The 13,049-nt window shown below is 49.2% G+C and carries 15 protein-coding genes; 12 read left to right on the top strand and 3 right to left on the bottom strand.

The genetic code is table 11. The annotated features are described in order from the left end of the window. Window positions 1–14 precede the first annotated feature (14 nt). From SY83_RS14535 to SY83_RS14575, 9 genes are all read left to right on the top strand, one after another. Complete coding sequence (locus SY83_RS14535) at window positions 15–374, top strand: glyoxalase superfamily protein (protein ID WP_068607684.1); 360 nt, start codon at window positions 15–17, stop codon at window positions 372–374. A gap of 23 nt (window positions 375–397) precedes the next feature. Beyond that, a complete protein-coding gene (locus tag SY83_RS14540; protein ID WP_068607686.1) occupies window positions 398–727 on the top strand; it encodes a DUF3024 domain-containing protein in 330 nt (109 codons plus the stop codon). 67 nt (window positions 728–794) lie between these two features. Next, window positions 795–1,274, top strand: a complete 480-nt coding sequence (locus tag SY83_RS14545; protein ID WP_231891260.1) for an N-acetyltransferase — start codon at window positions 795–797, stop codon at window positions 1,272–1,274. A 120-nt stretch (window positions 1,275–1,394) separates the two neighbouring features. Further along, window positions 1,395–2,420: a heat-inducible transcriptional repressor HrcA gene (hrcA, locus tag SY83_RS14550; protein ID WP_068607688.1), complete on the top strand. Its 1,026-nt coding sequence runs from the start codon at window positions 1,395–1,397 to the stop codon at window positions 2,418–2,420. 67 nt (window positions 2,421–2,487) lie between these two features. Continuing rightward, a complete protein-coding gene (locus SY83_RS14555; RefSeq protein WP_068607690.1) occupies window positions 2,488–4,023 on the top strand; it encodes a TCP-1/cpn60 chaperonin family protein in 1,536 nt (511 codons plus the stop codon). Between the two features lie 88 nt (window positions 4,024–4,111). Next, window positions 4,112–4,720, top strand: a complete 609-nt coding sequence (grpE, locus tag SY83_RS14560) for a nucleotide exchange factor GrpE (RefSeq protein ID WP_068611119.1) — start codon at window positions 4,112–4,114, stop codon at window positions 4,718–4,720. Window positions 4,721–4,742: 22 nt separating this feature from the next. Further along, a complete protein-coding gene (gene dnaK, locus SY83_RS14565) occupies window positions 4,743–6,590 on the top strand; it encodes a molecular chaperone DnaK (protein ID WP_068607692.1) in 1,848 nt (615 codons plus the stop codon). Window positions 6,591–6,678: 88 nt separating this feature from the next. After that, a complete protein-coding gene (dnaJ, locus tag SY83_RS14570) occupies window positions 6,679–7,794 on the top strand; it encodes a molecular chaperone DnaJ (protein WP_068607694.1) in 1,116 nt (371 codons plus the stop codon). Window positions 7,795–8,074: 280 nt separating this feature from the next. Continuing rightward, complete coding sequence (locus SY83_RS14575) at window positions 8,075–9,121, top strand: LCP family protein (RefSeq protein WP_068607696.1); 1,047 nt, start codon at window positions 8,075–8,077, stop codon at window positions 9,119–9,121. A 66-nt stretch (window positions 9,122–9,187) separates the two neighbouring features. Here SY83_RS14575 and SY83_RS14580 read toward each other — a convergent pair whose 3' ends face one another. The 3 genes from SY83_RS14580 to SY83_RS14590 form a co-directional block, all read right to left on the bottom strand. Continuing rightward, window positions 9,188–9,997: an HAD family hydrolase gene (locus SY83_RS14580; RefSeq protein WP_068607698.1), complete on the bottom strand. Its 810-nt coding sequence runs from the start codon at window positions 9,995–9,997 to the stop codon at window positions 9,188–9,190. Next, window positions 9,975–10,766 carry a DeoR/GlpR family DNA-binding transcription regulator gene (locus SY83_RS14585; protein ID WP_068607700.1) on the bottom strand — a complete coding sequence of 264 codons (792 nt, stop codon included), beginning with the start codon at window positions 10,764–10,766 and terminating at the stop codon, window positions 9,975–9,977. Before SY83_RS14585 ends, SY83_RS14580 begins: the two co-directional genes overlap by 23 nt. Window positions 10,767–10,905: 139 nt before the next feature. Next, the gene (locus SY83_RS14590) at window positions 10,906–11,232 is read right to left on the bottom strand and encodes a DUF3889 domain-containing protein (protein ID WP_068607702.1); all 327 of its coding nucleotides are present in this window, start codon (window positions 11,230–11,232) and stop codon (window positions 10,906–10,908) included. Window positions 11,233–11,344: 112 nt separating this feature from the next. Between SY83_RS14590 and SY83_RS22815 the strand changes: the two genes are divergently transcribed. The 3 genes from SY83_RS22815 to prmA all read left to right on the top strand — a co-directional run bounded on the left by SY83_RS22815 (window position 11,345) and on the right by prmA (window position 13,047). Continuing rightward, window positions 11,345–11,515 (top strand): YfhD family protein, encoded by a 171-nt coding sequence (locus SY83_RS22815; RefSeq protein WP_082882554.1) that lies wholly within the window; start codon window positions 11,345–11,347, stop codon window positions 11,513–11,515. 3 nt (window positions 11,516–11,518) lie between these two features. Further along, entirely contained in the window at window positions 11,519–11,890 is a 372-nt protein-coding gene (locus tag SY83_RS14595) for a hypothetical protein (RefSeq protein ID WP_068607705.1), read from the top strand. A 173-nt stretch (window positions 11,891–12,063) separates the two neighbouring features. Continuing rightward, window positions 12,064–13,047 carry a 50S ribosomal protein L11 methyltransferase gene (prmA, locus tag SY83_RS14600; protein ID WP_068607706.1) on the top strand — a complete coding sequence of 328 codons (984 nt, stop codon included), beginning with the start codon at window positions 12,064–12,066 and terminating at the stop codon, window positions 13,045–13,047. Window positions 13,048–13,049 lie beyond the last annotated feature (2 nt).

The raw sequence follows: 13,049 nt of genomic DNA on the forward strand, positions 1-13,049 counted from the left end.
AAAGGAGTGACGACATGGCTTCAGCAATCACACCGATTTTTCGAATGTTTGATGAGACGAAGGCTAGAGAGTTCTATGTTGACCTCCTGGACTTTCAAGTGGATTGGGAGCACCGTTTTGAACCCGGTATGCCCCTGTACATGCAAGTGTCGAAAGGGAGTGTTACTCTACATCTTAGCGAACATCACGGAGACTGCTCCCCGGGTTCGGCCGTTCGAATGGAGACGCCGGAGCTTCAGCAACTACATACCGATATTTTGAGCAAAAATTACAAGTACGCCAAACCGGCCATTGAGCGCACCCCTTGGGGGACCAGGGAGATGACGTTGACCGATCCTTTTGGAAATCGAATTATATTTTATACAGAATCTTAATAAGGCAAAACGGAGTGATTATAATGCTGGATCCATTCACCAAAACAAGACTAACCAAAATTCTTGATAAATATTGCAACAAAATCCCAAAGCATCTTCAAGATGAATATCAGATTAAATACAAATTCAGAGGGGAAACAGTAACTTTATTTGAAGACAGACCCGCATTTCGCTCAGAATCGAGAGTCCAAATACCGATAGCGCAGTTCAGGCTGGATGAACAGATGTGGAAAGTGTACTGGAGTGACAGCAAATCCAAGTGGCATCATGTGGGCGACATTAAACCGCATTCGGACTTCGAACGACAACTTAAGATTGTGGATGAGAATAACCAGGGAGTGTTTTGGGGTTAAAAAAGTATTGAATAAATATCACATTATATTGTATATTTATTCATATTACTTTTGAAGGCGGACGGTGGTGCGGGTGTTGGTATCTGTAGGTACCCTATGTCGCAAGGCGACGGCAGATGACGTGGATACATTATACAAACTGATACAAGGTTATGCGGAACAGGGCATTATGCTGCCAAGATCACGGGAAGCGTTGCTGAGGATGATCGACACTTTTGTTGTTGCGGAGCAGGGCGGTACGGTAATCGGTTGTGGGTCTTTATGCAAACTCGGGCAAGATCTTGTGGAAATTCGTTCGCTCGGTATTACGGACGGTTACAAAGGGCAGGGCATCGGCGGCAAACTGGTGGACTTCCTGATCGAAGAGGCTAGAGCGCAAGGGATTCCCAAGGTGATGGCTCTCACGTATGAGGTTGCATTTTTCGTGAAAAGTGGTTTCACTGTTGTAGATAAAGAGATTTTTCCAGAGAAAGTCTGGACGGATTGTGTTCATTGCAAGAAGCGGGATTGTTGTGATGAAATAGCTGTTTTGAAGATGCTGAACTGACTTGACAACGTCAAGTTGGTTTGGTATTTTTGTATTAAAGCTTAGCACTCACTAAACTCGAGTGCTAACGACAAGAAACGATGATCCAATCAAGCGCACAAAGAAGGAGGATTCCCGGTTATGCTAACGGAACGGCAAAGGCTTATTCTTAACGCAATTATAGATGATTACATTCGCTCTGCCGAACCGGTCGGTTCCAGGAGTATCTCCAAGCGCGGCGAAGTCGGGTTCAGTCCTGCTACAATCCGCAATGAAATGTCCGATTTGGAGGAGCTTGGGTTTCTGGAGCAACCTCACACTTCGGCTGGGCGGATTCCCTCCAATAAAGGGTATCGCTATTATGTAGACCATCTTGTGAAATTAGGCGACGTGGGCAAGCATGAACTGGATGTGTTAAAGCTTTTTTTTGCTGAACGTATTCAGGAAATGGAGCATGTCATTCAGCATGCCGCTTCCATTTTGTCCAATTTAACTAACTATACTTCCATCGTCCTGGGTCCCGAAGTTTTCTCTACGACGCTTCGTCATGTTCAGCTGCTTCCGCTGAATGAGGACACGGCCGTTGCGATTATCGTGACGAACACGGGCCATGTGGAGAACAAGACTGTGAAGCTGCCGGAGGGCATCCAGGCTTCCGAGCTCGAGAAGATTGTCTCCATTCTGAATAGCAAGCTGGCCGGTGTGCCGCTTCTGCACTTGAAATCCAAGCTTCACACAGAAGTAGGGCAGGAGCTAAGCCGGTATGTGACAGGTTACGAGGATATGCTGGGTATGCTGAACAGTGTATTTGCAGGAGAGCAGCATTCCAAGCTGTTTCTAAGCGGTACCACGAACATTATGGCGCAGCCCGAGTTCAAGGATGTGGACAAAGTGAAAACGATTCTGGACCTTTTTGAAGAAACGCCTACATGGGTTAAGATGTTTACATCGGCCCCTGAAGGAATTCAGGTCCGGATCGGCGCAGAGAATAACATGGAAGCAATCCAGGCCTGCAGCTTAATTACGGCAACGTATACGCTGGAAGGTCAACAATTAGGCACAATCGGAATTCTAGGTCCGACAAGAATGGATTACGCTAAAGTGATTTCACTGATGAACGTACTTTCCAAAGATTTGGCGCTGGTAATGGGCCGCTGGTATAAATAACCGAATGGTGAAACGATGCATCCAGAATAGACGTACTATAGAAGTTACCTGAAGGGAACGAGAACCTGTGACCCAGAAGCAGATCAATCCAGACGGCGAAGAACGTTACGCCACGCTGACGAATAACGCAGGCGCGATTCGCGCCATATGCTCGGCGGTCGAGGGGACCCTCGGCCCCAAGGGGCTGGACACGATGCTTGTCGGCCCTCAGGGCGAAGTCATCATCACGAACGACGGGGTCACGATCCTGGAGAAGATGGATGTGACCCATCCCGCGGCGCGCCTGTTGATCCAAGTCGCGCATGCCCAGCAAGAGCAAGTGGGCGACGGTACAACGACCGCAACGGTGCTTGCAGGGGCGTTGCTGAACGAAGGCGTCGCCCAGGTGATGAAAGGCGTACCCGCTGCCAAGGTGGTGCGCGGCATTGAACAAGCGGCTCTGCTGGCGGCAGAGTCGCTGAGAAGGCGGTCCATCCCCGTCGAGGGATTGGACGACCCGCTGCTCCATCGTACGGCGTTTATCGCCGGACGGGAGCACGCGGACATTGCGCGCCTCGTCATTGAGGCGGCGCAGGTGCTTGGCCCGGATCGGCTACGCGATCCGGGACTTGTGTTCGCCGACGCGGTGACGTCGCACGAGAAGGCCGGCAATGAGGTATGGCCGGGACTCTTGCTGCACAAGAAGCCGATGAACATGCAGATGGAAATCGACCAGGAAGACGCCCGCGTACTCGTTCTGCACGATGCGCTGGAGCCGGATCCGGTCGATGAAGAAGCGCTTTCCACGGAACTGGGATTCCGCCAGTACATGGAGAACAAGGAGCTTTTCCGCGCGAATCTTAAGAAGCTTGCCGAACTCGGCATCAAATTCATTGCGGCCGACCGCGGAGTTCATCAGGAAGCTGAGCAGTTCTTTACAGATCTGGGCATCATGGTGCTGCAACGCGTATCGAAGGCCGATTTACAGCTGATTTGCGAGCATACCGGCGCCAGACCGCTCAAGCGAATCGGTCTACATAAGACCAAAGATGATTTAAGTCGTTACCTCGGATTGGCTCTTAAAGTGTCCTATGACGAGAAGATCAGCAGAATACGGGTCATTGGCGGAAGCAACATACCGATGGTGACAATCATCGTCGGCGCTTCAACACATGAAGTCGTGGGTGAGCGCGCTCGCATCGCCAAAGACGCGGCATCGGCGGTTCAAGCGGCGCTCCGCGGCGGCTACCTGCCCGGCGGAGGCGCCGTTGAGATCGCCGTGGCGCGGGAACTGGAACGCTACCGGGAAACCGTAAAAGATATGGAAGCGTTCGGTGTCGAAGCTGTCATTCAGGCGCTTCGCAAGCCGTTGGCGCAGATTGTCGTGAATGCCGGCTTCAATCCGTTAGAGAAGGTGGAGCAAGCTAAGGCGGCTCAACTCGCGCAAGATACGGACCGCATCGGGATTGATTGCGATACGGGCAAGTTGATGGACTGCCTGGAACAAGGCATTGTGGATCCGGCTTTGGTCAAGATTCATGCGTTGAAAGCCGCCAGTGAAGTAGCTGGAGCCATTCTACGAATCCATACGGTCATCAAGATGAAATCAATGCCGGAGCTTTAAGTTCTCAAGGGACTTATGCTTTAAATAGAGATAGTGCATACTGAATGCTGACGATTACCAGTTTAAGGAGGTGAAATGGAAGGTGAGTTTGAACGATAATCAAGAAAATTCCCAATCCATAGAAACGCAAGAAGAGCAGAATACAGAGCATGCAGAGGTGAATGCGGAACAAGCAGACACGAATGCGGCTTCGCATACAGAGGTGGAGGGTTCAGCGGAAGATTCACAGCAACCGGTTGAGCAAGATGAACTGGAGCGCTTAAGCGCGCTTGCGGAGGAGAATAACCAACGCTATCTGCGCACGCAAGCTGATTTTGAGAATTTCCGCCGCCGTACACGTCAAGAGAAAGAAGAACTGGCGAAATACGCTTCTTCGAAAGTGTTGGAGCAACTCGTGTCCGTGCTGGATAACTTCGAGCGCGCTCTTGCGGCAAGCAAGGACAACCAAGACTTTGAGTCTTTCGCCAAAGGTGTGGATATGATTTTCCGCCAGTTTGACAGCGTGCTGACTTCTGAAGGACTGACTGCAATTGAATCGGTTGGCCAGCCGTTTAATCCGGAATTCCACCAGGCGATCATGCAAGTGGAAACGGATGAACACGAAGAAGGAACCGTTGTGGAAGAGTTGCAGAAGGGTTACAGACTGAAGGACAAAGTATTGCGTCCGGCCATGGTTAAAGTAAGCACAAGAGCTTAAATATTGAGGAGGATTCTTATTTATGAGTAAAGTAATCGGTATTGACTTAGGTACAACGAACTCTTGCGTAGCTGTTATGGAAGGCGGCGAAGCCGTAGTTATCCCAAACCCGGAAGGCAACAGAACTACACCGTCCGTGGTAGGCTTCAAGAAAGACGGAGAACGTATTGTCGGTGAAACGGCGAAGCGTCAGGCGGTAACGAATCCGGATCGCACAATCATGTCGATCAAACGCCATATGGGTACGAACCACAAGGAATCCATTGACGGTAAAGAATACTCACCTCAAGAGGTTTCCGCGATTATCCTGCAGAAGCTGAAATCCGATGCCGAAGCTTACTTGGGCCAATCGGTTACACAAGCTGTAATCACGGTACCTGCTTATTTCAATGACGCTCAACGTCAAGCAACGAAGGATGCCGGCAAAATCGCGGGTCTTGAAGTGTTGCGGATCGTCAATGAGCCTACGGCGGCGGCGCTGGCTTACGGCTTAGAGAAAACGGAAGACCAGACGATCCTTGTTTATGACTTGGGCGGCGGTACGTTTGACGTATCCATTCTGGAGCTTGGCGACGGCTTCTTCGAAGTTAAAGCGACTTCCGGCGATAACAAGCTGGGCGGCGATGATTTTGACCAAGTGATTATTGATTACCTGGTAGCTGAATTCAAGAAAGAACAAGGCATCGACCTTAGCAAGGATAAAGCAGCGGTTCAACGTCTTAAGGATGCTGCGGAGAAAGCGAAGAAAGACTTGTCCGGCGTTCTGACAACGACGATTTCTCTACCGTTCATTACTGTAGTAGACGGCGTGCCTCAGCATTTAGAGGTTAACCTGACTCGCGCGAAGTTTGAAGAAATTTCCGCGAACCTGGTGGAAAGAACACTGGCACCAACCCGTCAGGCGCTTAGCGATGCGGGTATGACGCCTAACGATCTGTCCAAGGTTGTTCTTGTCGGCGGATCCACACGGATTCCTGCGGTTCAGGAAGCGATTAAGAAATTGACAGGTAAAGATCCGCACAAAGGCGTGAACCCGGATGAAGTGGTTGCCCTTGGTGCAGCGGTTCAAGCCGGTGTACTGACAGGCGACGTGAAAGACGTTGTATTGCTGGATGTAACGCCATTATCTCTGGGTATCGAAACTGCGGGCGGCGTGTTCACGAAGATGATCGAGCGCAACACAACGATTCCTACAAGTAAATCCCAAGTGTATTCCACGTATGCGGATAACCAACCGGCCGTTGAAATTCACGTGTTGCAAGGGGAGCGCTCTATGGCTGCCGGTAACAAGACGCTGGGTCGTTTCACTTTGGGTGACATTCCTTTGGCGCCGCGCGGCGTTCCACAAATCGAAGTTACTTTCGACATCGATGCGAACGGGATCGTGAATGTTTCCGCTCTGGATAAAGGCACAGGCAAGAGCCAGAAGATCACCATTACTTCTTCTTCCGGTTTAAGCGATGCTGAAATCGAACAAATGATGAAGGACGCTGAATTGCATGCGGAAGAAGACCGTAAGCGTAAAGAATTGGTAGAAGCGCGTAACGAAGCGGACCAACTGGTCTACAGCGTGGATAAAACGATTAAAGATCTGGGCGATAAAGTAGACCAATCCGAGATCGATAAAGCTAACGAAGCTAAGGAAAAGGTTACGAAAGCTCTTGAAGGCGACAGCCTGGATGAGATTAAAGCCGCAACCGAAGAACTTACAGCGATTGTTCAAGCTCTGTCCGTGAAGCTTTATGAGCAAGCCGCACAAGCTGGCGAAGGCGAAGGCTTCGCTGGCGACGCAGCCGCGGACAGCGGTAAAGGAAAAGATAATGTGGTTGACGCCGACTATGAAGTGGTAGACGAAAACGACAAAAAATAATATGCTTAATGGATCTGTGAACGGAAGTCAAAGTCAGGAAACGCCTTGGCTTTGACTTCCTTTTGCGGTTTTCTATGGGGGTGGAAGAGTGTCTAAACGTGATTACTATGAAGTGCTGGGCGTAGATAAGAACGCGTCGGCCGATGATATTAAGAAAGCTTACCGCCAAGCGGCGCGCAAGCTGCATCCGGACGTAAACAAGGCGGCGGATGCCGAAGATCAGTTCAAGGAAGCGAAGGAAGCGTACGACGTCCTTAGCGATGATCAGAAGCGCTCTACCTACGACCGTCACGGCCATGTGGATCCGAACCAAGGCTTTGGCGGCGGTGCGGATTTCAACGGCGGCGGTTTCGGGGACATTTTTGATATGTTTTTTGGCGGCGGCGGCAGACAGCGCGACCCGAATGCTCCGCAACGAGGGAATGATCTGCAATACTCGATGACGATCGAATTTAAGGAAGCGATTTTCGGCAAAGAAACCGACATCACGATTCCTCGGACAGAAGATTGCGACACTTGTCACGGTAACGGTGCGAAGCCGGGAACAAAGCCCGAAACATGTACGACTTGCAAAGGCTCCGGTCAGCAAGAGGTTGTGCAGAACACCGCTTTCGGACGTATGGTCAATCGCAGAGTATGTTCGACATGTTCCGGACGCGGCCAAGTCATTAAGGACCGCTGCAATACATGTCACGGCTCGGGTAAAGTGAAGAAGCAACGCAAAATACATGTGAAAATTCCCGCTGGCGTGGATGAAGGAGCGCAGCTACGCATCTCCGGCGAAGGGGAGCCCGGTACACGCGGGGGGCCTGCAGGCGATCTATACATCGTTCTGCGCGTTAAGGCTCATGAGTTCTTCGAACGTGAAGGCGATGATGTGTACTGTGAAGTGCCGTTAACATTCGCGCAAGCGGCATTGGGCGATGAAATTGAAATCCCTACCCTAACCGAGAAAGTGAAGTTGAAGATTCCTGCCGGTACCCAAACCGGAACTTACTTCCGTCTGAAAGGGAAGGGCGTGCCGCGTCTTCGCGGCTATGGCCAAGGCGACCAGCACGTGAAAGCGGTGCTCGTCACACCTACGAACCTGACGGAAGAACAGAAAGAGATGCTGCTCCAGTTTGGCGGTTCGATTAACGACACGACGCACTCGAATCACCAATCCATCTTTGATCGTTTGAAGAAGGCGTTCTTAGGGGATTAAGGAATTGGATCCCTCTCCTCATAAATCCCGTTTCAGAAGCTGAATAGCTGATGGAACGGGTTTTATGCTTTAATAAAAGGAACAAGCCTGTTGTTTAGGGAACGATATCCAGTGGTAATGATTGACAACAAGCGGAAAGACGGTCCGAAATGACGCCTGGCCTGCGAATTTATGATCAGATGATGCGTCATCAGTAAATGTTAACGGAATTGTAACACTTTTTGAAATTAAAGCTTGTACAATGAAAAGATCATCACGAAAGCGAAAGAGGTTATTACCAATGTGGAAAAAAGTAGCGAAGTACACAGGCATCGTGCTTTTGCTGGTTATCTTGGGCACAGGTGTATATGCGGGTTACCTATACAGTAAAGCAGATGCGATGCTAGACAATATGGCTGTGAACAACGGCGGGGATTCTTCGTCAGATGAGAAGCCTAAACCTAAGCCGGCTAATCTGAAACCTATGACAATCTTGTTAGCCGGTATAGACCATAGGGAGAAAACCGGAAGTATGAATTCCGATGTGTTAATGGCAATCTCACTTAATCCGAAGATGAAATCCGCCACGGTGGTTTCTATTCCCCGCGATTTGGAGTTGTCTCCCGAGGGACTCAGCAACCGTAAAGCAAACTATTATTTTCCACACTTTTACCTAAAAGATAAAGATACGGCTTTCGCAAAAACGAAGGAAGTATTTGAAGATGTGGTCGATCTGCCGATGGATCATATGGTTACGATTGATTTCGAAGGTTTTGAAGAGATCGTGGATGAGCTCGGCGGTTTAACGATTGATGTGGATATGGATATGCGCTACGTGGATACCTGGGACGGCACGAATATAGATTTGAAGCAAGGGGTGCAGCATCTGAACGGAAAGGAAACGCTGGACTTTGTACGATACCGTAAATCCAATCGCGGAACGGAGCCTTCGACAGACGGTGAGCGTAATGAGAGGCAGCAACAGGTTTTAGGAAAGCTACTGGACAAAATGGCCTCCGTCGACGGTGTAGCTAAATTTGGTTCCATGATGGACATTATGGGGAAACATGTAAAGACCGATTTATCTTCCGGTCAATTGAAAGATTTTATCCAAACCTATATGGGTGTTCACAAAGAAGATATTAACTTTGTGCACTTGGAAGGGGATTGGGTTTCTCCCTACATTGTAGTCAAGCCGGAGGATTTGGATGCCGCTCACGACGCTTTGGATTATGAGCTTACAAAAACGCCGGAATCCGAAGCGGCTGCGGCTGCGGAAGCGGCTAAACAAGCAGCTTTGAAGACTGAAACACAAAGTAATATTACAGATACGACAGACGTGGATTAATACAAAGAAGACCTGTGCCGATGAATTCGGTACAGGTCTTCTTTGTATTAGGGGGGCAATTGGAGCTCAACCAATCTTCTCTTCCATCGCGTTATAGCGATAAACACGGGCGATCGCATCCGCAACGGAAGGAACCACAAAGTTAGCCGCTTGGCGAACCCCTTCAGCGGCGCCTTGCATGGCGTAGCTGTGCGGAGTAAATTCAAACATGGAAATATCATTAAAGGAATCGCCGATACATGCAATCTCGTCATTTCTTAACCCAAGCTCTTTAGCCAACATGGTCAATCCAGCCCCTTTGGAAATGCCTAGCGGCATGACGTCCAGACAATCGACATCCGCGATATACGTTTCAATTTTCCCGGGAAATTTCACGTTAAGTTGAGCTTGCAGGCGGCGCAAAGCGGTCAATTCTCCCAGGAAAGTAATTTTACAAGGTTCGATTTCCGCACGGCTCAGCGCACCTCTTAAATCTCTCAGTTCCGTACCGGGAATTAGCAAACGCTTCTCAATCGGAATCGTGCGTTCATTGCGCTCAGGGAAATAATAAGCATCATTATTACAATGAACGAAATGGACGAGGTCTAAAGTCTCCGCCAGGGTATATAGCTCGGAAGCCAACGCCGAGGGGAATTTAGACGAGCCTAGCAGTCTATCAAGGCGGTGTACGGTAGCTCCGTTCTGTCCGACAGCATGAAACCGCAGACCAAACCGATCCATGACGGTTCCAAGTTCACCATACATTCGACCGGAAGCGAAACAGATTTCATAACCGTCGCGATGCGCCCTGGCAACGGCCTCCGCATCTTGGGGATGAATAGATCCTTCGTGTGTCAACAAGGTGCCATCCAAATCACTTACTATCATTTTTATCATGCGTATTTTCCTCCGATACGATAATCAGTTCGATTTGATGTTGTTCCAGGTAATTCATCATGTCAGGTTTAGGGGGGAGGTCCGTAATCATTAAGCTCACAGCTTCCAAATCGGCTATTTTGAAGAACATAGATTTATCGAACTTGGTATGATCCGCAAGCAAAATGACCTGTTTGGCCCGTCGAATCATCTCTCTTTTTACAAAACCCTCATCTTCATAGGGGAAAAAGAGTCCCTCTTCCGCAATCGCTCCTGCTCCCAACAACAATTTATCCGCGCGGTATTCCGCAAGCTTGGCGATCGTGGCAGGACCATAAAGAAAACGGTGCCTCGGATGAAGCTCACCGCCCAACAGATAGGTTCGCACATTATCCTTGCCGGATAAAGTGTCCGCAATATCTATAGAATTCGTCACCGCGGTAACGTTCAGACTCGTAATGCGTTCCGCCGCATACTGAACGGTAGTGGATGCATCCAGGATGACAGTATCCCCGTCTTCAATAAGTGAAGCCGCATAGCGCCCGATGTTTATTTTGCCGGTGGATTCGCGTGTGAGCCGATCTTTATAAGGGTAAATTTCCTTAGGTTTAAGGGGAAGGACTGCGCCTCCGTGAGTTCGTATAATCAATCCAAGTTCATCCATCTTCACCAAATCACGTCTTGCCGTATCCCGTGACACTTCAAACAAGGTACAAATATCTCCGATATTCACTCGACCGTACTCCGCCATATGACTCAAAATGGCTTGAATGCGTTCCTCTTGATACAATTTGTTGCACCATCCCTTACAATTACTTAATAATCTTAATATATTAATGAATTATTAAGTGTATTAAGTGATTTATAAGTAATTATAAGTGAATGTAAAAATGAATGCAATAAGTTGACTCTTTTATCATCATTAAAGTTTAAGGTTTGGTTTCACTTAGTTCAACAGAGATGATGCGATCCGATGGAACCTCATGGGTAATGGTCACAAACACACCAATTAATCCCGTCTGTTTCCGTACAATCAACTTGAACCGCTCCTGAACGCGGCTTGCAGAAAGTTTGGTTTGACCAATAAACAAGTAATCGGTGATGGGGGCGTTCTTATATGCTTTCTGTGTTTCTTTAACCGCAATCAGTCCCCATTTGGCATAGGCGGGCGGCTGGCCTTGAACGGCATTAGTGTGTATAGGCGCAACATTCGCGCCGGTGAATATTAAAGCTGCAATCAGTATATTCTTGTTCATCTAGGTACCTCCGTTGGTTAGCATTTACTTATAGGGTTAGCCCTAAATGCATAATCCTATGCGCGGCATGCCACACTAATCCTGAAATACCATTTCACAAGGAGGTTATAGAATGGCGAATATGAACAATACATATAAACCCGCGAATTTCAATGTTTCAGTAGGTCGCAGATTGCCGGTTTCCAAGAACGAAGATGTAGAGTATTCCGAAGAGCTGGCCGACCGCAACGACAAGCAGGCGCAGGACCGAGGGGCCGCGGCGGATGAGCGTCAGGAGTCTTAAGCGATGGCTGAGAAAAATATTCTGGCCTATTTCAACACCCCCGAACAGGCAGAGGAAGTTAAAGCAAAGTTGATGGCATTGCGGGCTGTCGAAGTATCGATTGACCGGTTCGGCATGTACCCGGGTACCGGCATGAACAGCATCATGAATCCGACCACGGGAGATGTTCCTTCCTTGGCAACCATGACACTGAACGCAGGCATTTCATCTCCGGGAGCGGGTATACTGGCAGCGGCCAGTGTTAGTGCTAGCGGGATGAGCGACGGCGGTCAGGGCGGGCCGACCGGGAGGGATATCCTGTTGACGGCGGTCGTAGACGAGGATAACCACCATCAGGCGCTGCAAGTAATTCGGGACGCCGGCGGACAAATGTAGTGTGGGTTGATTCACTTAAAGAGACAGATTCGCCCTGAGGCGGTCTGTCTTTTATTTTGCCGGGGAAAGGCGTCCGTGTTCGTTTTGTGATTGGCGTTTTTTATAGTACAATAGACTTTATATGTTTATTCACAAAATGGATCACCTAAGCAGGTAATCAAGGGGGAAAACACATGCGCTGGCATGAAATTACAATACATACAACGGAAATGGCAACGGAGATGATCTCCAACTTTATGCATGAGCTTGGAGCGGGCGGCGTGTCCATCGAAGAATCGGGGTCGTTAAACCGTCCGAGGGACACATCACTCGGTCAATGGTATGAACATCCTCTGAATGACATTCCGGAAGGCGAAGCGGTCATTAAAGGATATTTTGGCGAAGATGTTGATGTGGAAGCGGCAATGAATCACATTCGCGAATCAACAGCCGAGTTGAGTGAATTCGGCATCGATGCCGGTAAAGCGGAGATGAGCGTACGCGAGGTTGATGAAGAGGATTGGGCAACGGCGTGGAAGCAGTACTTTAAGCCATTGCGGATTACGGAACGCTTGACGATCAAACCGACTTGGGAAGATTATACGCCGCAGTCGGATGAGCTGATTATTGAACTCGACCCGGGCATGGCTTTCGGAACCGGAACACATCCGACTACCGCACTCTGCTTACGCACGCTGGAGAGCGTCATTCAGCAAGGGGATGATGTGATTGATGTAGGTACAGGTTCAGGCGTGCTTGCCATAGGTGCAATTAAATTAGGCGCAAGGCATGTGCTTGCCGTGGACTTAGATCCGGTTGCCGTGTCCAGCGCAACGGAAAACTCGCGATTGAACGGGATGGAAGAGCAAATTACCGTTAAGTTAAGCGATCTGCTTGGCGTCTTTCAAACAAGTGAGGCAGACGGGGAAGCGGCGAAGAAGCAGTTCGGCGTTCACATTCCGGTTAAAGTAGTGGTTGCCAACATCCTTGCCGAGATTATAATGCTGTTTATCGATGATGTTTATCAGGTGTTGGAACAAGGCGGATACTATATCGTATCCGGGATCTGGAAGAACAAAGCGGATGTTGTGGAAGAGGCGCTGGTTGCGGCCGGCTTCGCGATTGACGCCAGGAATACGGATCAGGACTGGTACGCGTTCGTCGCGAGAAAGGGTTAAGG

Origin of the sequence: Paenibacillus swuensis, from assembly GCF_001644605.1 — a bacterium.
GTDB classification, from domain to species: Bacteria; Bacillota; Bacilli; order Paenibacillales; family DY6; genus Paenibacillus_N; species Paenibacillus_N swuensis.

Excerpts from the sequence above, each read along its gene's own strand:
- SY83_RS14580 (WP_068607698.1), bottom strand. The coding sequence starts at position 9,997 with ATGATAAAAATGATAGTAAGTGATTTGGATGGCACCTTGTTGACACAC.
- hrcA (WP_068607688.1), top strand. The coding sequence starts at position 1,395 with ATGCTAACGGAACGGCAAAGGCTTATTCTTAACGCAATTATAGATGAT.
- prmA (WP_068607706.1), top strand. The coding sequence starts at position 12,064 with ATGCGCTGGCATGAAATTACAATACATACAACGGAAATGGCAACGGAG.
- SY83_RS14590 (WP_068607702.1), bottom strand. The coding sequence starts at position 11,232 with ATGAACAAGAATATACTGATTGCAGCTTTAATATTCACCGGCGCGAAT.
- SY83_RS14575 (WP_068607696.1), top strand. The coding sequence starts at position 8,075 with ATGTGGAAAAAAGTAGCGAAGTACACAGGCATCGTGCTTTTGCTGGTT.
- SY83_RS14595 (WP_068607705.1), top strand. The coding sequence starts at position 11,519 with ATGGCTGAGAAAAATATTCTGGCCTATTTCAACACCCCCGAACAGGCA.
- SY83_RS14540 (WP_068607686.1), top strand. The coding sequence starts at position 398 with ATGCTGGATCCATTCACCAAAACAAGACTAACCAAAATTCTTGATAAA.
- SY83_RS14535 (WP_068607684.1), top strand. The coding sequence starts at position 15 with ATGGCTTCAGCAATCACACCGATTTTTCGAATGTTTGATGAGACGAAG.
- SY83_RS22815 (WP_082882554.1), top strand. The coding sequence starts at position 11,345 with ATGGCGAATATGAACAATACATATAAACCCGCGAATTTCAATGTTTCA.
- dnaK (WP_068607692.1), top strand. The coding sequence starts at position 4,743 with ATGAGTAAAGTAATCGGTATTGACTTAGGTACAACGAACTCTTGCGTA.